This window comes from Aquitalea sp. ASV11, from assembly GCF_016429185.1.
GTDB lineage: Bacteria > Pseudomonadota > Gammaproteobacteria > Burkholderiales > Chromobacteriaceae > Aquitalea > Aquitalea pelogenes.
The window spans coordinates 40,248-61,719 of record NZ_JAELUD010000014.1; the positions used below are offsets into that span (position 1 = coordinate 40,248).

Below are 21,472 nucleotides of genomic sequence, written 5' to 3' on the forward strand. Positions count from 1 at the left end.
ATGGCATGGATTGTTGCAGGGAAAAACAGTAAAATCGCCTGTTTTTCAATTTCTTAGCCGTACCCCATGTCCGAACAGAACACCGTGCTCGACGACAAGGCCAAAAAGGCCGTGTTCGAGGGCAACAAACTGGCCAAGCGCCTGCGTCACCACGTGGGTGATGCCATCAATGATTTCAACATGATCGAGCAGGGTGACCGGGTCATGGTGTGTCTGTCCGGCGGCAAGGACAGCTACACCCTGCTGGACATCCTGCTGGGTCTGCAAAAATCCGCCCCCATCGACTTTTCCATCGTTGCCGTCAACCTGGACCAGAAACAGCCCGGCTTCCCGGAAGACGTGCTGCCCGGCTATCTGGCGTCCATCGGGGTGGAATACCGCATCATCGAAGAAGACACCTACTCCATCGTCAAGAAGCTGGTACCGGAAGGCAAGACCACCTGCAGCCTGTGCTCGCGCCTGCGTCGCGGCATCCTGTACCGGGTGGCCGACGAGCTGGGTGCCACCAAGATCGCACTGGGTCACCATCGCGACGACATCCTGCATACCCTGTTCCTCAACATGTTCTACGGCGGCAAGCTCAAGTCCATGCCGCCCAAGCTGGTGTCGGACGACGGCAAGCACATGGTGATCCGCCCGCTGGCCTATTGCCGCGAAAAGGACATCATCCGCTACGCCGATTTGCGCCAGTTCCCCATCATTCCGTGCAATCTGTGCGGCTCGCAGCCCAATCTGCAGCGCCAGGTGGTGAAGGAGATGGTCAACGACTGGGACAAGCGCTTCCCCGGCCGGGTGGAGAGCATGTTCCGCGCGCTGCAAAACGTGGTGCCCTCGCATTTGTGCGATACCGGGCTGTTCGACTTTGCCGGCCTGAAAACCGGTGACAGCCCCTTCGAGAACGGCGATACCGCCTTCGACAAGGAAGAATTCCGCGACCCGCCCATGCCGCTTGAAGACGGTGAAGAAGCCGTGACGGCGCCGGCGCGTCGTACCATCAGCATTCTGGATTCGCGCAAACCGGCGCAACAGGAGGAGGGTGGCTGTGGCGCGTAGAGCCTTGCATCCCTTCCGCCGCCGCGTGCGTGCCGCTGTGGAAGACATGCCGGAAGTGGAAATCTCCGAAGCCGGCAATATCCGGTCCTTGCATCTGGGCTCGGAAACCATCCAGAGCTCGATGGACATGGACGAACCGGCCGAGCTGGTGTTGTCCTACAGCCGCGCCATGATGGCCTTCCTGCTGTGGAACGACGACCCGCGCCATATCCTGCAAATCGGCCTGGGCGGTGGTTCCTTTGCCCGCTTCATCGACGAGTACCTGCCGGAAGCCGTCAGCGTGGCGGTGGATATCAATCCGCAGGTCATCGCCGTGGCACGTGCCTTTTTCAAACTGCCGGAAGAGGGTGATTTCTTTGAAATCATCGAGGCCGACGGCGCGGATTACGTGAAGATTTTCCGTGGGTCCACCGACGCCATTCTGGTGGACGGTTTTGATGGCTTGCAGATTGTGGACGAACTGACCACCGAAGACTTCTTCGAAGACTGCAAGCGTGCGCTCAGCCCCAATGGCGTGTTTGTCACCAACTGGTGGAGCGGCGACAAGCGCTATCACAGCTTTGTCGAGCGTTTGCTGTCGGTGTTTGAAGGCCGCGTGCTGGAACTGCCCTCGGCCAGTCACGGCAATGTGGCGGTGCTGGCCTTCCGCCAAAGCCCCACGCTTACCCAGTGGGAGGCGCTCAAGGAGCGTGCCGACCGGCTGGAGTGCCGTTTCGGGCTGGAGCTTGGCGAGTTCGTCAATCGTCTGAAACAGAACAATCAGGGCAGTGCCGGGCATCTGCTGATCTGAGCGGGCTGCGCTTGACGCTGTCGGCAGTGTTGTCACGTTTGGTAACGCCAGCGGCTTGCCAAGCAGGCGTATAATGCTGCGCTTGCAACTTCACAAGCGCGGTTTGAGCCAGATCAGCAAGCCCGCCGGCCAGGCGAGGCACACTGCCAGACCTTACCGAATTCAGTGCATGGCTGCCCGGATGCAGCCATGGCAGGTTTTTAATTTGTTGGGACTATCATTGTGATCAAGCAGCAATTGCTTAACCGTATCGCGGACAAATCCGCCGTCATCGGCATTGTCGGCCTGGGCTATGTCGGCCTGCCGCTGATGCTGCGTTTTGCCGAAGTGGGCTACAAGGTACTGGGCTTTGACATTGACCAGAGCAAGGTTGATGCCCTGACCGCCGGCAAGAGCTATATCGAGCATATCAGCGCCGACAGCATTGCCACCGCGCTGGAGCGCGGCTTTGAAGCCACCACCGACTTCTCCCGCGCGCCGGAAGCCGACACCCTGATTCTGTGTGTGCCGACCCCGCTGAACAAATACCGCGAGCCGGACCTGAGCTTCGTGCTGGACACCATGGACAGCCTGGTGCCCTATCTGCGCGAAGGCCACCTGGTATCGCTGGAATCAACCACCTACCCGGGCACCACCGACGAAGAACTGCTGCCGCGCATGCAGTCCCGTGGATTGAATGTCGGCACGGACGCCTTCCTGGTGTTCTCGCCGGAGCGTGAAGATCCGGGCAACCCCAACTTCACCACCCGCACCATTCCCAAGGTATGCGGCGGCTACAGCCCGGCCTGCCAGGAAATCGGCGTGGCGCTGTACAGCGCGGTCATCGACAAGGTGGTGCCGGTATCCTCCACCCGCGCCGCGGAAATGACCAAGCTGCTGGAAAACATCCACCGTGCGGTGAATATCGGTCTGGTCAACGAAATGAAGATCGTGGCCGACAAGATGGGCATCGACATTCACGAAGTGATCCGCGCTGCCGCCACCAAGCCTTTCGGCTTCGTGCCCTACTATCCGGGCCCGGGCCTGGGTGGCCACTGCATCCCGATCGACCCGTTCTACCTCACCTGGAAAGCGCGTGAATACGGTGTGAACACCCGTTTCATCGAGCTGGCCGGTGAAGTCAACAGCACCATGCCCGACTGGGTGGTGGCCAAGGTGGCCGCTGCACTGAACACCCGCAAGAAAGCCATCAACGGCAGCCGCGTGCTGGTGCTGGGCATTGCTTACAAGAAAAACGTGGACGACATGCGCGAAAGCCCGTCCGTGTTCCTGATGGAAAAACTGCGCGACCTGGGCGCGGAAGTGTCCTACAGCGACCCGCACGTGCCGGTATTCCCCAAGATGCGCGAGCACCACTTCGAGTTGTCCAGCGTGGCGCTGGATGCGGCCACCATTGCCAGCTACGACTGCGTGTTGCTGGCTACCGACCATGACAAGTTCGATTACACGCTGCTGAAGCAACATGCCCAGCTGATCGTCGACAGCCGTGGCAAGTATCTGGAACCCGCCGACCACATCGTCAAGGCCTGACCCTGACGGCATGACGCAAGCAGGCGACCCCGTGGTCGCCTTTTGCCGTTTAAGCACAGAACGGAACACACCATGAAAACCGTACATCACGCCCCCATCACCGACCGCAAGATCCGCTTCGCGCTGGTTGGCTGCGGCCGCATTGCCAACAACCATTTCGGTTCGCTGGAAAAACACGAAGACCGTGCCGAACTGGTGGATGTCTGTGACATCGACCCGGCTGCCCTGCAAGCTGCGGTAGAGCGCACCGGCGCCCGTGGTCACAGCAATCTCACCGACATGCTGGCTTCCACCAATGCCGACATCATCGTGCTGACCACCCCGTCCGGCCTGCACCCGGCGCAAAGCATCGAATGTTCCGAGGCCGGTTTCCACGTGATGACGGAAAAGCCGATGGCCACCCGCTGGGAAGACGGCCTCGCGATGGTGAAAGCCGCCGACAAGGCCGGCAAGCGCATGTTCGTGGTAAAGCAGAACCGTCGTAACGACACCCTGCAACTGCTCAAGCGCGCGATGCAGGAAAAACGCTTTGGCCGTATCTACATGGTCAACGTCAACGTGTTCTGGACCCGTCCGCAAAGCTATTACGACCAGGGCGGCTGGCGCGGCACCTGGGAATTCGACGGCGGTGCCTTCATGAACCAGGCCAGCCACTATGTGGACCTGCTGGACTGGCTGATCGGCCCGGTTGAAAGTGTGCAGGCCTACACCGCCACGCTGGCACGCAATATCGAAGTGGAAGACACCGGCACCGTCAGCATCAAGTGGCGTTCCGGCGCGCTGGGCAGCATGAACGTGACCATGCTCACCTACCCGAAGAACCTGGAAGGCTCCATCACCATCCTGGGCGAAAAGGGTTCGGTACGCGTGGGTGGTGTGGCGGTGAATGAAATCCAGCACTGGGAATTCGCCGAACCGCACGCCATGGACGACGAAATCAAGAACGCCAGCTACGCCACCACCAGCGTTTACGGCTTTGGTCACCCCTTGTACTACGACAATGTGATCAACGTGATGCAGGGCAAGGCCGAGCCGGAAACCGACGGTCGCGAGGGCCTGAAGTCGCTGGAACTGCTGATTGCCATGTATCTGTCGGCACGTGATGGCCGTCGCATCAGCCTGCCGCTGGATTACTAAGCCTCACCCCGGCCCGCAGCACGCGGGCCGGACTGTCATGCCGATTAGCTACTCGCAATACTGAAACACACTCATGGCTGAAGAAAAGAAAGAACCCTGGCTGAATTATTTGGCGCTCACCACCGTCATCCTGGCGGTGTGCGCTACCTTGTCCACCTTCAAGGGCGGTGGTTTCTCCACCCGCAGCGTGATTGCCCAGGCCCAGGCCTCGGACCAGTGGGCCTACTATCAGGCCAAGGGCATCAAGGGCAATCTGTATGATGTGGAGCGCGAACGCTTGCAGTTCGAGCTGGACAACCTGCCGGCTTCCGCCAGCCCGGCCCAGCGCGAGCACTATCAGGCCCAGCTGAAAAAAGTGGGCGACAAGGCTGCCCGCTATGCGGCCGAACGCAAGGAAATCGAAAAGGAAGCCCGCCGTCTGGAAGCCGAACGCGATGCCGCACAGCGTCAGGGCAAGCCCTTTGGCGTGGCGGTGATTTTCCTGCAAGTGGCCATCCTGATTTCCTCCATCGCCGGCCTGTTCAAGCGCAAGGCGGTGTGGCTGGCGGCATTGCCGGTCGGCCTGCTTGGCCTGGTGTATTTTGCCGATGGCTTTTTCCTGTTTTTCTGACCCCCGTCCGGAGGCCCGCCCATGACCCAATACACCGTACATCCCACCGCCATTGTTGATGAAGGCGCACAAATCGGTGCCGACACCCGCATCTGGCACTGGGTGCATATCTGCGGCGGCGCCAGCATTGGCGAGCGCTGCTCCTTCGGCCAGAACGTGTTTGTCGGCAATGACGTAGAGATCGGCAACAACGTCAAGATCCAGAACAACGTCTCCATCTACGATGCCGTCACGCTGGAAGACGACGTGTTCTGCGGGCCGTCCATGGTGTTCACCAATGTCAACAATCCGCGCAGCCATGTCAGCCGCAAGGATGAATACCGCCGTACAGTGGTGAAGCGCGGCGCCTCCATCGGTGCCAATGCCACCATCGTCTGTGGCCATCAGGTGGGCGAATATGCCTTTATCGGTGCCGGCGCGGTGGTAACCCGCGACGTTCCGGCCTATGCGCTGATGGTGGGCAGCCCGGCCAAACGCATCGGCTGGATGTGCGCCTGCGGCGAGCGTCTGCCCAATGATATCGGCACCCATGCCTGCCCGGCCTGCGACAGCTTTTACCAGATTGGCGGCAATCACTGCACACCGGCCTGAACCGGACCAGCCTGCACCGCCTGAAACCATACAATCCCCACGGCTGCCTGCACGGCAGCCCGGCCCCAGCAAGGAATCGAGCCATGAGCATCCAGTTCATCGACCTCAAAGCGCAGTACCAGCATCTGAAAGCCGACATCGACGCCCGCATCCATGCGGTGCTGGATCACGGCCAGTACATCATGGGGCCGGAAGTCAAAGAAGTAGAACAGCAACTGGCCGCCTACACCGGCGTCAAGCATGCCATCGGCGTGTGTGACGGCACCAAGGCGCTGCTGATTGCGCTGATGGCGCTGGGTGTGGGCCGTGGCGACGAAGTCATCACCACGCCGTTTACCTTTATCGCCACCGGCGAAATGATTGCCCTGCTGGGTGCCACCCCGGTGTTTGTCGATATCGACCCCGTCAGCTACAACCTGGACCCGGCGCTGCTGGAAGCCGCCATCACCCCGCGCACCAAGGCCATCATGCCGGTCAGCCTGTACGGCCAGTGCGCGGACTTCACCGCCATCAATGCCATTGCCGAAAAGCACGGCATTGCGGTGATCGAGGACGGCGCACAAAGCTTTGGTGCCAGTCAGCACGGCAAGAAATCCGGCAACCTGTCCACCATCGGCTGCACCAGCTTCTTCCCCAGCAAGCCCTTGGGCTGCTATGGCGACGGCGGGGCCTGCTTTACCAATGACGACGAACTGGCGAAGAAAATGCGCGAAATCCGCGTGCACGGCCAGGACCGTCGCTACCACCACCCGGTGATCGGCCTGAACGGCCGGCTGGATACCATCCAGGCCGCGGTGTTGCTGGCCAAGCTGCCCAGCTTTGCCGACGAAGTGGCGGCGCGTGAGCGCATTGGTGCCCGCTACAGCGCCCTGCTGCAGGACGTGGCCCGCGTGCCGGTGATAGGCGCGGGCAATACCCACGTTTACGCGCAGTACACCATCGAGGTGGACAATCGCGAAGCGGTACAGAAAGCCCTGCAGGAACTGGGCGTGCCCACCACCGTGCATTACCCGATTCCGCTGCACCTGCAACCGGCCTTTGCCCATCTGGGCCAGGGCGAGGGCAGCTTCCCGCTGGCCGAAGCCGCCGGCAAGCGCGTGATGAGCCTGCCGATGCACCCCTTCCTGGATGAAGCCACCCAGGATGCCATCGTCGCTGCGGTGAAAAAGGCACTGGGCTGAGCGTGCTGGCCAAACTCAAGGCCAGGCTGGGGCAGGGCGGCTTTGCCCGCAATGTCGCCACCCTGGCTGGCGGCGCTGCCGTGGCGCAGTTCCTGCCGGTATTGTTTACCCCGCTGCTGACCCGGCTGTACAGCCCGGCTGATTTTGGCGTGCTGACGCAGTTTGTCGCTTGGCTGTCCAACCTGGTGGTGATTGCCACCTGGCGCTACGACATGGCGGTGGTGCTGCCGGAAGAAGAAAGCGATGCCATGCGCCTGATGGTGCTGGCGTTGCTGTTCAACACCCTGCTGCTGGCAGTGCTGAGCATTCCGCTGCTGGCAGCCGGGCCTTGGATTGCCACCCAGTTGCATGCCCCGGCCATGGCACCATGGCTGCCCTTGTTGCCGCTGGGTATCTGGGTGGCGGCCAATAACCAGATCTGGACCAACTGGAACAACCGTCAGCGCCGTTACAGCGCCAATGCGCAGGGCCGCATGGGGCAGTCTGCCGCCATGGTGACGGTGCAACTGGCGGCCGGTTTCGGCAAACTGGGCGCGCTGGGTCTGCTGCTGGCACAGATTGCCGGTCAGACCGCCTCCTGGCTGTTGCAGGCACGGCAGGACTGGCGCGCACTGCCGCAGTGGTTGCGCACCGCGCGCGCCGGTGGCATGGGCCGCATCCTGCGCCGCTATCGAGAATTCCCGCTGGTCAACACCCCGCATGCCTTTGTGGTGGCCTTGCAGGATTCCTTGATGGTGCAGCTGCTGGGCATATTGGCCACTGCCGAGCTGATGGGCCATTACGGCCTGGTGGTGCGGGTGCTGAAGTTACCCGCCGCCTTGCTGGGACAAGCCGTGTCGCAAGTGCTGTACCGCGATCTGGCCGAAGCGCATGCCAAGGGCCACAGCCTGCGGCCCTTGCTGAAAAAGGCGCTGCTGGTGCTGTCCGCGCTGGCGATTGTGCCCTTTCTCATCATCATGGCCTGGGGCGGGCCGCTGTTTGCCTTTGCCTTTGGCGAGCAATGGCGTGATGCCGGCCAGATAGCCGCCACGCTGACACCGTCCTTCTTCTGCATGTTCCTGGCTGCGCCTTGCTTCATGGTGCCCATGGTGCTGTCGCGCCAGCGCCAGTCGCTGCTGTTTGCCCTGCTGGGCGTGGTGGTGAACCTGGGCTCGCTGGGCGTGGTGTACTGGGCGGGGGAGAATGCCCATCAGGTATTCCGCCTGCTGTCGGTGACGGTTTCCATCTATTACATCATCTACATGGTCTGGGTCTTCCGGCTGTGTCGCCAACTGGAGCAAGACCATGCTCACCGCTAATTCACTGAGCCTGTGCGATTACCTGTCCGCCTTGCCCGGCATGCTGCGTGGCCGCGTATTCCAGCGTGCCGCGCTGCGGCGCGAGCTGGCAGCCTGCTTTGGCGTGGATGAGGCGCGCATCGGTCTGTACGACACCGGCCGTGCAGCGCTGCGCGTGCTGCTGCAGCAACACGGAATCGGGGCAGGGGACGAGGTGATTGTCCCGGCCTATACCTGCGTGGTGGTGCCCAACCAGATTCCGGCACTGGCTGCCACGCTGCGCTTTGTCGATGTGTCGGCGCACAGCCTGAATTTCGACTGGGACGTGCTGGCCGCCGCCATCAGCCCGGCCACCCGTGCCGTCATCGTGCCGCACAATTACGGCCTGCCCTGCCGGGTACCGGAGGCGCTGCGCGCTGCCCATCCGCAAGTGAAGTTCATCGACGATGCCGCCCACGGCTTTGCCAGCCAGCTGGATGGCCAATGGCTGGGCAGCTATCACGACGGGGCTTTCTTCAGTTTTGAATATTCCAAGAACCTGACTGGCGGCATCGGCGGCCTGGCCATCTTTCCGCCCGGCATGCCCGGCATGACCACCCCGCAGCAGGATTGGCCGGAGCTGTCCTGCGCCGATGAGTGGCGCTTGCTGGCCACGCTCAAAGCCCATCTGCTGAGTGCACGCTGGCCACTGCTGGGCCGCATCACCATGGCCATCAACCGCCGTCTGGGCCTGATTTACCGCTCGGCGGATGCCGAAGTGACACAAGGCATGCCGCATCCGGTACGCGCCATGCCGCTGTTGTCCACCGTGCTGGTGCGCCGCCAATTGGCCCATCTGCCCGCCACGCTGGCACACAAGCAGGCGCTGGCGCAGCGTTACCAACAGGCACTGGCGGCACTGCCGTCCATCACCCAATGGGCAGTGCCTGCCGGTGCTGCGTGTCACTGGGTGCGTTACCCGTTTGCGCTGTCTTTTCCTCAGGCCAACAAGGCCGCCGTGGCGCGGCGCTTGAGTCAGGCTAGCGGGCTGAATATCGGCGTGTGGTTTGATGATGTGATTCACCCGGCCGGCTCCTTCCGCCATGGCTATGTGGCCGGTAGTGCGCCGCAGGGCGAGCAGCTGGCGGCCACGGTGCTGAACCTGCCGATGAATATCGCGCTGGCAGACAACGCCGCGCTGGCGCACAAACTGGACCGGCTGCTGGCAGGACTGCGCCGCATCGAGAAAGAAAACATCCAATGAAGCTGTTGTTGATCGGTTCGGCCTCGGTACACACCTGGCGTTACCTGGCCGGTATCGCCCCTCATGTGGAGGAAATCTGGCTGGCCTGCAATGGCGAGGTGCCGGCTGACAAGCGCCCGGCCAATCTCAAGGGCGAGCTGCGGCTGGACTTCGGCCTGAAAGCACTGGGCAGTGCAGGCACATTGCGCCGCTGGATGAGCCAGATAAAGCCAGACCTGGTGCATGTGCATCAGGCCAATAGCGTGGCCTGGCATGCGCGCCGTGCACTGAGTGGCAGCCGTGTGCCCATGGTGCTGACCGCCTGGGGCTCGGACGTGCTGCTGCTGCCGGAGAGCAACCGGCTGATGCGGCAGATGGTGCAGGGCAATCTGCGTGCCGCTACCGCCATTACCTCGGATTCCTTGTACATGGCAGCGAAAATCCGCCAGCTGGCGGGTGAACACTGCCGTATCGACGTGCTGAATTTCGGCATGGACGCGCTGCCGGCGCAGCCGGATATCGCGGCCAAGGCCAACAAGGTGCTGTCCTGCCGCCTGCACAAGCCCTTGTACCGCATCGACGCCATCCTGCACGCCTGGCAGCAGGTGGAGGCCAGTGGCCGTTACCCGGACTGGAGCCTCACCGTAGCCGCCAGTGGCGAGTCCACCGACAGCCTGAAAGCGCTGGCCAGCCGCCTGCAACTGCAAAGGGTGGAATTCACCGGCTTTGTCTCCTCCTCCGTGCTTGGCGCGCTGTATCAGGAGTCCCGCCTGTTTGTCAGCGTGCCGCGTTCGGACGCTACCAGCATCAGCCTGCTGGAAGCCATGGGCCACGGTTGCCTGCCGGTATTGTCCAATCTGCCCGCTAATGGCGAATGGGTGATCGACGGCCTGAATGGCCTGATTGCCGAAGACATTGCCCGGCTGAGCGACAGCCTGCTGTCCGGCATGGACTGGGCGGCGGATAATGCCCGCCTGGCACAGGCCGTACAGCTCAACCGCCAGCTGGTGGCGCAAAAGGCATTGCACCACCGCAATATGCAACACTTTGCCGATCTCTATGCCAGCCTGCTGTCCGGCCCGGCACACAAGGATTCTGCCGTATGAAAGTAGCCCATCTCACTTCTGCCCACCCGCGTCACGACATCCGCATTTTCGTGAAAGAGTGCGCCACGCTGGCGGCAGCCGGTCATGAGGTGACCCTGATCGTGGCCGATGGCCTGGGCGAGGAAATCCGCAATGGCGTGCGCTTTCACGATGTCGGCCCCAAGACCGGCGGCCGCTTTGCCCGCATGACCGGCACCACCAGCCGGGTATACCGGGCGGCGCTGGCGCTGCGCCCGGACATCGTGCATTTTCACGACCCGGAGCTGATTCCCGCCGCGCTGCGGCTGAAGCAGGCCGGTATCAAGGTGATTTACGACGTGCACGAAGACATGCCACGGCAGATTCTGGCCAAGCACTGGATTCCCGGTGCCATCCGCCCGCTGGTGTCCGGCAGCTTTGAAACCGTGGAAGACTGGGCAGCCAAGCGTTTTGACGCGGTGGTGACCTCCACCCCGCATATCCGCAACCGTTTTGCCAAACTGGGCGGACGGGTGCTGGATGTGTGCAACTTCCCCATTCTGGAAGAGCTGGTGCGCGATACGCCGTGGGACAGCCGCAAGAACGAGGTGTGCTATATCGGCGGCATCAGCCGCATTCGCGGTATCGAGCCCATCGTGGCTGCGCTGCCGGATACCGCCACCCGGCTGAATCTGGCGGGCATCTGGAGCGAGAGCGACCTGCGTGCTCAGCTGGAAGCACAGCCCGGCTGGGCGCGGGTGAATGACCTGGGCGTGCTGGACCGCAAGGGCGTGGCCCAGGTGCTGGCGCAAAGCAAGATCGGCCTGGTAACGCTGTTCCCCACCCCCAATTACGTGGATGCGCTGCCGATCAAGCTGTTCGAATACATGGCCGCTGGCATGCCGGTGATTGCCAGTGATTTCCCGGTATGGCGCGAAATCGTCGACGACGCCGCTTGCGGCGTGCTGGTGGACCCGCAAGACCCGCACGCCATTGCCGCTGCCATCAACAGCCTGATGGCGGATGAAGAGCGCATGCGTCAACTGGGCGAGGCGGGCAAGCAGGCGGTGCTGCAAAAGTACAGCTGGGCGGCAGAAGGCCGCAAGCTGGTGGACCTGTACGCCCAACTTTCCTGAATACGCTTGAGGGAGACCGACATGGACAAGCCCATCCGTCACCATCACGGCCCGCTGGCCCGGCTGATCCACATCCTGCGGACCCGGCCGCGCCTGTTGTCGGCCATCGTGTTCGGTCTCTGCATGGCACAGGCGCTGGCCATGCTGACGCCGATGCGTACGCTGACCGCTTATGTGATTGGCTGGAATGCCGGTGCCGGCCTGTATCTGCTGCTGGCGCTGCACATGATGCATGGTGCCGATGCCGAGCAGATCCGTCACCGTGCCGCAAGGCAGGACGAGGGCGAACTGGCCATCCTGATGCTGGTGGTACTAGCGGCCATTGTCTGCCTGCTGTCCATCGTGGCGGAGCTGTCGGTGGCGAAAGACCTGCACGGCGGTAGCCGTGGCCTGCATATCGGCCTGTCGGTGCTCACCATCTTCACCAGCTGGTTGTTTACCCAAACCATGTTCGCCCTGCATTACGCCCACCAGTACTACGTGGCGCTGTTTCGCAGCGGCAAGCCGGGGCTGGAATTCCCGGGGGATGAAGAACCCAATTACAGCGATTTCTTTTATTTTGCCGCCGTCATCGGTACTTCGGGCCAGACGGCCGACATCAGTTTCAGCTCACGGGCCATGCGTCGCATCGGCTCCGTGCATTGCATCCTGTCCTTCCTGTTCAATACCACCGTGCTGGCGATGATGATCAATATCGCCGCCGGGCTGTTCTGAACGGCGGACACTTAAATCCGGAAAAGCAGCAGCGTGCGCATTCTCTATATCAATCACTATGCCGGCAGCCCGCGCCACGGCATGGAATTCCGCCCCTATTACCTGGCGCGTGAATGGGTCAAGGCCGGCCACGAAGTCAACATGCTGGCGGCAGATACCTCGCATCTGCGCCAGACCAACCCGCAGCTGTCGGCCAAGTATCAGGACGAAGATATCGACGGCATCCGCTACACCTGGTGCCAGACCCCGGCCTATCCGGGCAATGGCCTGAAGCGGGTGATCAATATTTTCAGCTTCCTGGGCAAGGTAATGGGCCTGTCCGGGCGTTATCTGAAACAGTGGAAGCCGGACGTGGTGATTGCCTCCTCCACCTATCCGCTGGATACCATCCCGGCTGCTTTCATTGCAGGCAAGACCGGCGCGCGGCTGGTGTACGAGGTGCACGACCTGTGGCCGCTGACACCGGTGGAAGTGGGTGGCATGTCGCGCTCCCACCCTTTCATCCGCCTGATGCAGTGGGCCGAGGATTTTGGCTACCGCAAGGCCGATAGCGTCATCTCCATGCTGCCCTGCGCGCGCGATTACATGATGGAACATGGCATGGCGGCGGAAAAATACCATGTTGTTCCTAATGGTGTGGACGTGGCCGAGTGGCAGGGGGCGGACACGCCGCTACCGGCCGAGCACCTGGCTGCGCTGGCAAAACTCAAGGCGGACAAGCGCTTTCTGATTGGCTATGCCGGTGGCCATGGTCTGGCCAATGCGCTGGACTTCCTGCTGGAAGCAGCTGCCCGGCTGCAAGATACGCCAGCCAGCTTTGTGCTGGTGGGCGATGGTCCGGACAAGGCCGCTCTGGTGGAAAGGGCTGCCGCAATGGGGCTGTCCAATGTGCACTTTTTGCCCAGCATTCCCAAGCGGGCGGTTCCGGCTTTCCTGGCGGAAATGGACAGCCTGTTCATCGGCTGGCGCAAGCTGCCCATCTACCGTTTCGGCATCAATCCCAACAAGCTGTTCGACTACCTGATGGCGGGCAAGCCGGTGATCCATTCGGTGGAAGCAGGCAACGACATGGTCAAGGATGCCGGGGCCGGTTTCAGCGTGGGCGCGGAAGACCCGGCCGCCATTGCCGAGGCCGTGCGCCGCATGCTGGCTACCACCCCCAACGAGCGCGGCCGCATGGGTGCAGCCGGACGACAATATGTGCTGGCCCATCACGACTACCGCGTGCTGGCACAGCGCTTCCTGCAAGCCGTGCTGCGCCAGGGCTGATGCCATGTTGCATCTGCTGGGAAAACTGCTGCGGCTGGGGCTGAAGCTGGCTGCTTGCCTCGCGGTATTTTTTGTCAGCATGGTGCTGCTGGCGATGGCCTTGCAGCATGGTCTGGGTTGGGGGCTGGCCCAGGTGCTGCTGTATCTGGCCGCCTATGCGCTGGCCAGCTGGCAGCAGTGGCCACGTCTGCAGACCGGCTTGTTGGTCGGCTGGTTCGGCTTGTTCTGTGGTGCGATGTTTTTCTGGGACAAGTATGGCGGTGGCGGGCAGCCAGCCCCGGAGTGGCTGAAGCTGCTGGCGCATTGGCATGCTGTGGGCTGGATCGTGCTGGTATTGCTGTTTCTGCCACTGACGCTGGTGGAAATGCTGGTCAGGCAACTGCGTCGCCGCGGTGAGCGCATTCAGGCCGCATCGACGGATATCTTCACTGCCAATCTGGCGCAGTTTGATTTGCAGCAGTCGTTTGCGAGTGTAGAAGATAGACAAAAAACCGTGCAAACCTGTACTAACGGCGAGGATAATAGCGGTTTTAACCTCCATGACCGGCGTGATGCAACGCCGGGAGACAGGTGAGTAGTGGATGAGTAGCAACAAGCAGCATATCCGTTTTGATTTTGCCGATGGCCTGCGTGGCGTGGCCATCCTGTGTGTGATCCTGTTTCACTTTACCCAGACCTTCTGGCAGCATCGCGAGCGCATCAGCGACATCCTGAATATGGACCCGCTGGAAGGTTACGCCGGGGCATCCTTTGTGTTGCCTTTCAATCTGGGCGCGGTAGGCGTGGGCCTGTTCCTGCTGATTTCCGGGTTGCTGATTCCGCTGTCGCTCACCCGCATGGGTGGTTTGCGCTTTGCCGTGTCGCGGGTATTCCGTATTTACCCGACATACTGGGCCGGGCTGGCGGTGACACTGATTGCCTTGTGGATTGCCGCCTGGCTGGCGGATAACGACTTCGACATCACCGGGCGCGATGTCATCGGCCATGTCAGCATTGCCTTTCAGGACATGCTGGGCGGGCGCAATATCGACCCGGTGATGTGGACGCTCAAGGTGGAACTGTGGTTTTACGCCTTGCTGGGCACCGCTTTTGCGCTGACCGGCAAACGCATCAAGTGGGCCATCTGGCTGCTGCTGCCGCTGGTGGCCATGCTGTGCCGTGGCCCGGATGCGCAAGGCCTGCACGGCCAGCTGGCGCATTTCTGGGCCTATGACCAGTATTTCCTGTCCTCAGTGGTGTGTTATTTCCCGCTGATGTTTGCCGGGTGCTGGTGTTATTTCTACCTCACCGGCCAGGCCGGTGCAGTGGAAACCGTGCTGCATTTTGTCGGCCTCTTGGCCCTGTTTGTGTGGGTGACCAACTGGCCGTCGCCAGAGCTGTATGGCAGCTACGCCATCGGCATCAGCCTGTTCGTGCTGGGCGTGTTGCGCCCGGCAATCTGGAGCAGCCGGTGGCTGGCCCGTGTGGCCGCCGTCAGTTACGCCTGGTATGTCTGCCATTCCAATGCGGGCTATGTGCTGATGGAAGTACTGGCTATGTACAATCTGCCGTGGTGGCTGCTGGTGGCCGCCGCTACCGTAATGACCTGGTTGCTGGCCCTGGCCATCAACCGCTGGGTGGAACTGCCCACGCAGAAGCTGGGCAAACGTGCGGCCGATGCGCTGAAAGAGAAACCGGCGACGGACAATCTGGCCCGCCAGTAAGAGCAGCTGACAAAAAACCTGCTGCTGCGTTGCGCCGCCTTGCCTCAGGGCCGCTACGCTATTTTGTCAGCCGCTCTATGCGATGCTGACAAGACCGAATACGCGACTGGCAACCATGCGTCGGCTGCCAGCCATGAACAACGACGCCTATTGAAGATGACGAAAATGAGCGAACAGAAATTCCTGCCCTTTGCCCTGCCGGATATCGGCGAAGACGAAATCAATGAAGTGGTCGACGCCCTGCGTTCCGGCTGGGTGACCACCGGCCCCAAGACCAAGCAGTTCGAGGCCGACTTTGCCGCCTTCATTGGCGAAGGCGTGGAAGCCATTGCCGTCAACTCCGCCACCGCCGGCCTGCACCTGGCGCTGGAAGCCATCGGCATCCAGCCGGGTGACGAAGTGATTGTTCCCAGCTACACCTTTACCGCCACGGCCGAAGTAGTGCGCTATCTGGGGGCGGACCCGGTAGTAGTGGATGTGGACCCGGCCACTTTCAATATCAGCCCGGCCGCCATCCGTGCCGCCATCACCCCGAAAACCCGCGCCATCATGCCGGTGCACTTTGCCGGCCTGGCGTGCGAGATGGACGAAATCATCGCCATCGCGCGCGAACATGGTCTGAAAGTGGTGGAAGACGCGGCACATGCGCTGCCGACCACCTACAAGGGTAAGCTGGTGGGCACGCTGGATTCGGATGTCACCGTGTTCAGCTTCTACGCCAACAAAACCATGACCACTGGCGAGGGTGGCATGGTGGTATCGAAGAACAAGGACATTATTGCCCGCTGCAAGATCATGCGTCTGCATGGTATCAGCCGCGATGCCTTCGACCGCTACGTGTCCAAGACCCCGGCCTGGTTCTACGAAGTGGTGGCCCCCGGCTTCAAATACAATATGCCGGACACCGCCGCCGCCATGGGCATTCACCAGCTGAAGAAGATTGTCGCCTTCCGCGAAAAGCGCGAAGTCATGGCCCAGCGTTTCGACCGCGAACTTGCCGACCTGCCGCTGATTCTGCCCGCCCGTCCGGCGCATGCCGGGGACCGCCATGCCTGGCATCTCTATCCGGTACGCATCAAGCCGGAAGCAGGCATCAGCCGGGATGACTTTATCGTCCGCATGGCGGAAAAGGGCATTGGCTGCTCGGTACACTTCATTCCGCTGCATCGCCAGCCGGTATGGCGCGATGGCTATCAGCTGGACCGTGCCGCCTTCCCGGTGGCCGATGCCGCCTTCGAGGCCGAAGTCACCCTGCCGCTGTATACCCGCATGACCGAGGACGATCAGACCCGCGTGATTGCCGCCGTGCGTGAGATTCTGGGCGCATGAGTCAGCACCAGCCTTTGCAGCCGGGTGAAGGCCCGGCCTTGTTACCGCCATGCTGCCGCCCGCCGGGTGCCGGATCGGCACTGCTCAAGCGCCTGTTCGACCTGATTGCGTCCAGCATCGGCCTGCTGCTGCTGGCCGGGCCGCTGCTGCTGGTGGCTTTGTGGATCAAGCTGGATTCCCCCGGCCCGGTGTTTTTCCGCCAGGTACGGGTAGGGCGGGGCGGCATGCTGTTTCGCATCCACAAATTCCGCACCATGCAGGTGAATACCGAAGTGCACGGCCAACTGACCGTGGGCGCGGACAGCCGCGTTACCGGTGCCGGGCGTTTTTTGCGCAAGAGCAAGCTGGATGAACTGCCGCAATTGCTGGATGTGCTGTTCGGCGACATGAGCCTGGTGGGCCCGCGCCCGGAAGTGCCCAAGTATGTGGCGCACTACCCGGATGAGGTGAAGGACATCGTGCTGTCGGTGCGCCCCGGCATCACCGACTGGGCCTCCATCCGCATGATCGATGAAAACGAAATCCTGGGCCGCGCGGCCGACCCGGAACGCGCTTATATCGAACAGATCCTGCCGGAGAAACTGGGCTATTACGTGCGTTATGCACAAACCCACAGCCTGCTGGAAGATATCCGCATCATCTTCGCCACCTTGCTGAAAATCGTGCTGCGCTGATGGCCGTGAAAGTCGATTCGACATGCTAGACAAACTGCTGACCTTTTCCCGTCACAACAAGATGGCCCTGCTGGCGCTGATGGATGCGCTGCTGCTGCCGCTGGCCCTGTGGAGCGCCGTGGTGCTGCGCCTGGGCGGCTACTGGGACCCGAAGCTGGACCCGTACCTGTGGATCTTCATCGTACCGCCGCTGTGGGTGATTCCCATCTTCGTCAAGCTGGGGCTGTATCGCGCGGTGCTGAAGTATCTGGACGACAAGATCGTCTACACCGTGTTCACCGGGGTGAGCCTGGCAGTGCTGGTGTTGACGGCGGTTATCGTGATGGCGCGCATTGCACCCTTCCCGCGCTCGTCCATCATCATTTTCTGGATGTTCGCCATGGCTTATATCGGCGGCAGCCGCTTTGTGCTGCGCGGCCTGGTGCGGCGTATCGATTCGGTGGATGCCCCGCGTGAACACGTCATCATCTACGGTGCCGGTCAGGCTGGGGTGCAACTGATGCTGGCCTTGCAGGCAGGCAAGGAATACCGGCCGATGGCCTTTGTCGATGACAACCCGGAAAGCTGGCGGCGTACCTATCGCGGCCTGACCGTGCATGCGCCGGAAGATTTGCCGCTGCTGATCGAGGAAACCGCTGCCAGTTGCATCCTGCTGGCCATGCCCTCGGTCAGCCGTGGCCGTCAGCGCGAGATTCTGGAGTCGCTGGAACATCTGCGCATTCCCATCAAGCGCCTGCCCGGCATGGCTGACCTGGTATCGGGCGAAGCGCGGGTGGAAGAACTCAAGGAAGTGGAAATCGAAGACCTGCTGGGCCGCGACCCGGTGCCGCCGCGTCCCGAACTGCTGGCCCGCAATATTCAAGGCAGGGTGGTGATGGTGACTGGTGCCGGTGGCTCCATCGGTTCCGAATTGGTACGACAGATTGCGCGCAACAATCCGGCGCGCATCGTGCTGTTCGAACTGACGGAATTTGCCCTCTACGCCATCGATCAGGAACTGTCGCAGCTGGCCCCGGCCATCCCGCGTACCCCGGTGCTGGGTTCAGTGACCGACCATGCCCGGCTATGCCAGATCATGCGCGCTTTCAAGGTGGAAACGGTGTATCACGCCGCGGCGTACAAGCATGTGCCGATGGTGGAACACAATCCGGTGGCCGGCATCGTCAATAATGCCTTTGGTACCGATACTACTGCACGGGCGGCAGAAGACTGCGGCGTGGACACCTTCGTGCTGATTTCCACCGACAAGGCGGTACGCCCCACCAATGTGATGGGTGCCACCAAGCGTCTGGCCGAACTCACCTTGCAGGGCCGTCACGCCAGCGGCAGCAACACCCGTTTTGTCATGGTGCGCTTTGGCAATGTGCTGGGCAGCTCCGGTTCGGTGGTGCCCTTGTTCAAGAAGCAGATCCAGGCCGGTGGGCCGGTTACGGTCACCCACCCGGACATCACCCGTTACTTCATGACCATTCCGGAAGCGGCCCAGCTGGTGATTCAGGCCGGGGCGATGGGCGAGGGCGGGGACGTGTTCGTACTGGACATGGGCGAACCGGTGAAAATTGCCGATCTGGCACGGCGCATGGTGCATCTGTCCGGGCTGGAGGTACGTGATGACAAGCATCCGGGCGGCGATATCGAAATCCGCTTCTCCGGGCTGCGCCCGGGGGAGAAACTGTATGAAGAGCTGCTGATCGGCGACAACGTACTGCCCACCGATCACCCGCGCATCCTGCGGGCACAGGAATACCATCTGCCGGCAGAGGAGCTGCAACACTTCATGCAGCAGCTGGATGAGGCCTGCCGCGCGCTGGATGGCGCACAGGCATTCGCGCTGATGCAGCAGGTGGTGCACGAATTCCGCGCCGCCCCGGCAACCCAGGACTGGGTGGTACTGCAACAGGAATAAAACAAGGGCCGCCTAGCGGCTGACCACCTGATTGCGCCCCAGCTGCTTGGCGCGGTACATGCGCGCATCGGCCAGCTCCACCAGCTGGCGGCGCGCATTGCATTTGTCTGCCAGGCGCTCGGCCACGCCGATACTTGCCGTCAGCGGTGTGCCATCCGGCCGCTGGCCCAGACCCTGCTGGCGCAGCCGCTCCAGTGCAATCTCTGCCTGCACCCGGTCGGTATTGGGCATCAACAGCAAAAACTCCTCCCCGCCCCAGCGCACCAGCACATCGCCACGGCGCATGTTCTGCTGGATTTGCTGCACCAGCAGCTTCAGGGTCTTGTCCCCTGCGGCATGGCCAAACACATCATTGATGCTTTTGAAGTGATCCATGTCGATGAAGGCAATGGCCAGCGGCAGCTGGTTTCTTTCCGCATTCACCAGTTGCAGCTCCAGCATTTCGATGCCGCTGCGGCGCGAGAAAGCCGTGGTCAGCGGGTCGCGGATGGTTTGCCCCACCAGCGCAATGATGAAGGCCAGCTGGCTGATGCCGGCCAGCGCCGATACCCCGGCCAGCAAGGACAGCAGCCAGAACTCCCCGCCAAAAGAGGGCCAGCTGGCAACCGACCAGTCCATGACCCAGGCCAGCGCATAGGCCAGTAATACCGGCATGACAAAAGCGAGGTTTTCCAGCAAAGTCAGCGGAAAAATGGCAAAAGCGGCCAGCAGCACAAAGGGCAAAAATGCATAGCCGGTGCCGATGGCGGCTGAAACACCCTCCAGATGATGCTGGGTCAGCAACAAGTGCGAACCGATGTAAAACAGTGTGGGAATGGCAAACAAGGTGGCCATCCCCTGGTAGGCCCGTAACAGGCGGCCATCATGCGGACACCACATCACCAGGGCGGCAAAGGCCACTGTGGCCAGCAGGCGCATGGTGACCAGCCGTTCCCACAGCGCGGCAGGCAAGGTCAGCACGTCCACTACAATCCACAAGGGCGTGAGCAGGGCAAACAACAAGGCAAACAAGCGCACGCGATTGATCAGCATCAGCGCGCGGCGCTGTTGCAGCAAGGGCATGTGTTGATGGGGGCTGAGCAGCCAGCCGGTTTCGTTGCTGGCAATTTCACCGGGCAACAGGCCCAGCACGCCACGCCAGATAGTGTGTGTGATTCTCATTGTCAGACAATTTTCGGTTTTGCAGCATTGTAGGGGCAATGCGCAGTACAACCTTGTAAAATATCAAATTCAGCCTGAATTGACAGGGAATTGTCTGATTAGTTGGCTGATTTAAAAAAACAAATCATGTCATGTAATAGGGGAGAGTCGGTCAATGGAAACCCGCTGGCTGGAAGATTTTCTGGTACTGGCCGATACCGGCAGCTTTACCCGCTCTGCCGAGATCCGTCATCTCACGCAACCGGCCTTTTCCCGGCGCATCAAGTCGCTGGAAAGCTGGTTCGGAGCCGACCTGATCGACCGCACCACCTATCCCACCCGGCTGACCGCGGCTGGCGAGTTGCTGCGCGAACAGGCGGTACAGATGCTGGCGCAAATCAACAGCACCCGCGCCCAGTTGCGCGGGCTGCAACCCTTGCCGGCCGGCACGCTGAGTCTGGCCGTACCGCATACCCTGTCGTTTTCCTTCTTTCCCAAATGGCTGACCCGCATGGAGCAGGGCTTTGGTCCGTTGTCCTGCCGCCTGCAGGCCAGCAATGTGCACGATGCCTTGCTGGCCTTCGTGGAGGGCGGCTGCGATCTGCTGATGTGTTATCACCACCCCAAACAGCCGGTGGATTTTAGCGATCCGCGCTACAGCGGCCTGCGGCTGGGGGTGGAAACCCTGCGGCCCTATGTGCGCAGCAATCCCGACCACGCGCCACGTTACGCCCTGCCAGGCACATCCGCACAGCCACTGCCGTTTCTGGGTTATGCCAGCAACGCCTACTTCCGCCTGATGACCGACCTGATTCTGGAAGCGGCGCCTGAACCCACCTTCCTGTCGCTACGCTATGAAACCGATATGGCAGAAGGGCTGAAGAACATGGTGCTGGAAGGGCATGGCGTGGCATTTTTGCCAACCAGCTCGGTACAGCGTGAAGTGCGTTCCCGCCAATTGGTATTGGCCGCCCCCAGCGGCTGGAGCGTGGACATGGAAGTGCGTCTGTACCGTGACACCAAGCGCAGCCGCCCCGAGCTGGATGCCTTCTGGGACTATCTGGCCAGTAGCGCACAGCCGGTGTAACTGCCACAAGCGATACGGCTCCTTGTGGCGCGGGCTGGTTGGCTGCGGACGCCCACTGG

20 protein-coding genes are annotated in these 21,472 nt (G+C 61.7%); 19 read left to right on the forward strand and 1 reads right to left on the reverse strand.

Annotated elements, in window-relative coordinates; translation table 11 throughout:
• The first annotated feature begins 66 nt into the window (after positions 1-66).
• From ttcA to JHD62_RS07065, 18 genes are all read left to right on the forward strand, one after another.
• Positions 67-1,053 carry a tRNA 2-thiocytidine(32) synthetase TtcA gene (gene ttcA, locus JHD62_RS06980; RefSeq protein ID WP_045846909.1) on the forward strand — a complete coding sequence of 329 codons (987 nt, stop codon included), beginning with the start codon at positions 67-69 and terminating at the stop codon, positions 1,051-1,053.
• The gene (locus JHD62_RS06985; protein ID WP_199102293.1) at positions 1,043-1,843 is read left to right on the forward strand and encodes a polyamine aminopropyltransferase; all 801 of its coding nucleotides are present in this window, start codon (positions 1,043-1,045) and stop codon (positions 1,841-1,843) included. Before ttcA ends, JHD62_RS06985 begins: the two co-directional genes overlap by 11 nt.
• A 225-nt stretch (positions 1,844-2,068) precedes the next feature.
• The gene (locus JHD62_RS06990; protein ID WP_199102315.1) at positions 2,069-3,373 is read left to right on the forward strand and encodes a nucleotide sugar dehydrogenase; all 1,305 of its coding nucleotides are present in this window, start codon (positions 2,069-2,071) and stop codon (positions 3,371-3,373) included.
• 72 nt (positions 3,374-3,445) lie between these two features.
• A complete protein-coding gene (locus tag JHD62_RS06995) occupies positions 3,446-4,510 on the forward strand; it encodes a Gfo/Idh/MocA family protein (protein ID WP_045848835.1) in 1,065 nt (354 codons plus the stop codon).
• A 73-nt stretch (positions 4,511-4,583) separates the two neighbouring features.
• A complete protein-coding gene (locus tag JHD62_RS07000; protein ID WP_199102294.1) occupies positions 4,584-5,120 on the forward strand; it encodes a DUF4337 domain-containing protein in 537 nt (178 codons plus the stop codon).
• Between the two features lie 21 nt (positions 5,121-5,141).
• Positions 5,142-5,711 (forward strand): acyltransferase, encoded by a 570-nt coding sequence (locus tag JHD62_RS07005; protein WP_199102295.1) that lies wholly within the window; start codon positions 5,142-5,144, stop codon positions 5,709-5,711.
• 83 nt (positions 5,712-5,794) lie between these two features.
• A complete protein-coding gene (locus JHD62_RS07010) occupies positions 5,795-6,892 on the forward strand; it encodes a DegT/DnrJ/EryC1/StrS aminotransferase family protein (protein WP_199102296.1) in 1,098 nt (365 codons plus the stop codon).
• A 2-nt stretch (positions 6,893-6,894) separates the two neighbouring features.
• Entirely contained in the window at positions 6,895-8,190 is a 1,296-nt protein-coding gene (locus JHD62_RS07015) for a lipopolysaccharide biosynthesis protein (RefSeq protein ID WP_199102297.1), read from the forward strand.
• Positions 8,177-9,412 carry a DegT/DnrJ/EryC1/StrS family aminotransferase gene (locus tag JHD62_RS07020; RefSeq protein ID WP_199102298.1) on the forward strand — a complete coding sequence of 412 codons (1,236 nt, stop codon included), beginning with the start codon at positions 8,177-8,179 and terminating at the stop codon, positions 9,410-9,412. Before JHD62_RS07015 ends, JHD62_RS07020 begins: the two co-directional genes overlap by 14 nt.
• The gene (locus JHD62_RS07025; protein WP_199102299.1) at positions 9,409-10,497 is read left to right on the forward strand and encodes a glycosyltransferase family 4 protein; all 1,089 of its coding nucleotides are present in this window, start codon (positions 9,409-9,411) and stop codon (positions 10,495-10,497) included. Before JHD62_RS07020 ends, JHD62_RS07025 begins: the two co-directional genes overlap by 4 nt.
• Positions 10,494-11,591 (forward strand): glycosyltransferase family 4 protein, encoded by a 1,098-nt coding sequence (locus JHD62_RS07030; RefSeq protein ID WP_199102300.1) that lies wholly within the window; start codon positions 10,494-10,496, stop codon positions 11,589-11,591. The genes JHD62_RS07025 and JHD62_RS07030 overlap by 4 nt, the downstream gene beginning before the upstream one ends.
• A gap of 21 nt (positions 11,592-11,612) precedes the next feature.
• Positions 11,613-12,305, forward strand: a complete 693-nt coding sequence (locus tag JHD62_RS07035; protein ID WP_199102301.1) for a DUF1345 domain-containing protein — start codon at positions 11,613-11,615, stop codon at positions 12,303-12,305.
• A gap of 33 nt (positions 12,306-12,338) precedes the next feature.
• Entirely contained in the window at positions 12,339-13,574 is a 1,236-nt protein-coding gene (locus JHD62_RS07040; RefSeq protein WP_199102302.1) for a glycosyltransferase family 4 protein, read from the forward strand.
• Between the two features lie 4 nt (positions 13,575-13,578).
• The gene (locus JHD62_RS07045; RefSeq protein ID WP_199102303.1) at positions 13,579-14,148 is read left to right on the forward strand and encodes a hypothetical protein; all 570 of its coding nucleotides are present in this window, start codon (positions 13,579-13,581) and stop codon (positions 14,146-14,148) included.
• 7 nt (positions 14,149-14,155) lie between these two features.
• Positions 14,156-15,277 (forward strand): acyltransferase, encoded by a 1,122-nt coding sequence (locus JHD62_RS07050; RefSeq protein WP_199102304.1) that lies wholly within the window; start codon positions 14,156-14,158, stop codon positions 15,275-15,277.
• Positions 15,278-15,442: 165 nt separating this feature from the next.
• Positions 15,443-16,606: a DegT/DnrJ/EryC1/StrS aminotransferase family protein gene (locus tag JHD62_RS07055; protein ID WP_199102305.1), complete on the forward strand. Its 1,164-nt coding sequence runs from the start codon at positions 15,443-15,445 to the stop codon at positions 16,604-16,606.
• Positions 16,603-17,280 carry a sugar transferase gene (locus tag JHD62_RS07060; RefSeq protein WP_304506240.1) on the forward strand — a complete coding sequence of 226 codons (678 nt, stop codon included), beginning with the start codon at positions 16,603-16,605 and terminating at the stop codon, positions 17,278-17,280. Before JHD62_RS07055 ends, JHD62_RS07060 begins: the two co-directional genes overlap by 4 nt.
• Positions 17,281-17,302: 22 nt before the next feature.
• A complete protein-coding gene (locus tag JHD62_RS07065; RefSeq protein ID WP_199102306.1) occupies positions 17,303-19,186 on the forward strand; it encodes a nucleoside-diphosphate sugar epimerase/dehydratase in 1,884 nt (627 codons plus the stop codon).
• Positions 19,187-19,198: 12 nt separating this feature from the next.
• Here JHD62_RS07065 and JHD62_RS07070 read toward each other — a convergent pair whose 3' ends face one another.
• Positions 19,199-20,347 (reverse strand): diguanylate cyclase, encoded by a 1,149-nt coding sequence (locus JHD62_RS07070; protein ID WP_199102307.1) that lies wholly within the window; start codon positions 20,345-20,347, stop codon positions 19,199-19,201.
• Between the two features lie 154 nt (positions 20,348-20,501).
• Between JHD62_RS07070 and JHD62_RS07075 the strand changes: the two genes are divergently transcribed.
• Positions 20,502-21,413 (forward strand): LysR family transcriptional regulator, encoded by a 912-nt coding sequence (locus JHD62_RS07075; protein WP_199102308.1) that lies wholly within the window; start codon positions 20,502-20,504, stop codon positions 21,411-21,413.
• The last annotated feature ends 59 nt before the right edge of the window (positions 21,414-21,472 follow it).

Excerpts from the sequence above, each read along its gene's own strand:
- JHD62_RS07055 (WP_199102305.1), top strand. The coding sequence starts at position 15,443 with ATGAGCGAACAGAAATTCCTGCCCTTTGCCCTGCCGGATATCGGCGAA.
- JHD62_RS07030 (WP_199102300.1), top strand. The coding sequence starts at position 10,494 with ATGAAAGTAGCCCATCTCACTTCTGCCCACCCGCGTCACGACATCCGC.
- JHD62_RS07070 (WP_199102307.1), bottom strand. The coding sequence starts at position 20,347 with ATGAGAATCACACACACTATCTGGCGTGGCGTGCTGGGCCTGTTGCCC.
- JHD62_RS06995 (WP_045848835.1), top strand. The coding sequence starts at position 3,446 with ATGAAAACCGTACATCACGCCCCCATCACCGACCGCAAGATCCGCTTC.
- JHD62_RS07020 (WP_199102298.1), top strand. The coding sequence starts at position 8,177 with ATGCTCACCGCTAATTCACTGAGCCTGTGCGATTACCTGTCCGCCTTG.
- JHD62_RS07010 (WP_199102296.1), top strand. The coding sequence starts at position 5,795 with ATGAGCATCCAGTTCATCGACCTCAAAGCGCAGTACCAGCATCTGAAA.
- JHD62_RS07075 (WP_199102308.1), top strand. The coding sequence starts at position 20,502 with ATGGAAACCCGCTGGCTGGAAGATTTTCTGGTACTGGCCGATACCGGC.
- JHD62_RS07065 (WP_199102306.1), top strand. The coding sequence starts at position 17,303 with ATGCTAGACAAACTGCTGACCTTTTCCCGTCACAACAAGATGGCCCTG.
- ttcA (WP_045846909.1), top strand. The coding sequence starts at position 67 with ATGTCCGAACAGAACACCGTGCTCGACGACAAGGCCAAAAAGGCCGTG.
- JHD62_RS07050 (WP_199102304.1), top strand. The coding sequence starts at position 14,156 with ATGAGTAGCAACAAGCAGCATATCCGTTTTGATTTTGCCGATGGCCTG.
- JHD62_RS07035 (WP_199102301.1), top strand. The coding sequence starts at position 11,613 with ATGGACAAGCCCATCCGTCACCATCACGGCCCGCTGGCCCGGCTGATC.
- JHD62_RS07025 (WP_199102299.1), top strand. The coding sequence starts at position 9,409 with ATGAAGCTGTTGTTGATCGGTTCGGCCTCGGTACACACCTGGCGTTAC.
- JHD62_RS07045 (WP_199102303.1), top strand. The coding sequence starts at position 13,579 with ATGTTGCATCTGCTGGGAAAACTGCTGCGGCTGGGGCTGAAGCTGGCT.
- JHD62_RS07005 (WP_199102295.1), top strand. The coding sequence starts at position 5,142 with ATGACCCAATACACCGTACATCCCACCGCCATTGTTGATGAAGGCGCA.
- JHD62_RS07000 (WP_199102294.1), top strand. The coding sequence starts at position 4,584 with ATGGCTGAAGAAAAGAAAGAACCCTGGCTGAATTATTTGGCGCTCACC.
- JHD62_RS07060 (WP_304506240.1), top strand. The coding sequence starts at position 16,603 with ATGAGTCAGCACCAGCCTTTGCAGCCGGGTGAAGGCCCGGCCTTGTTA.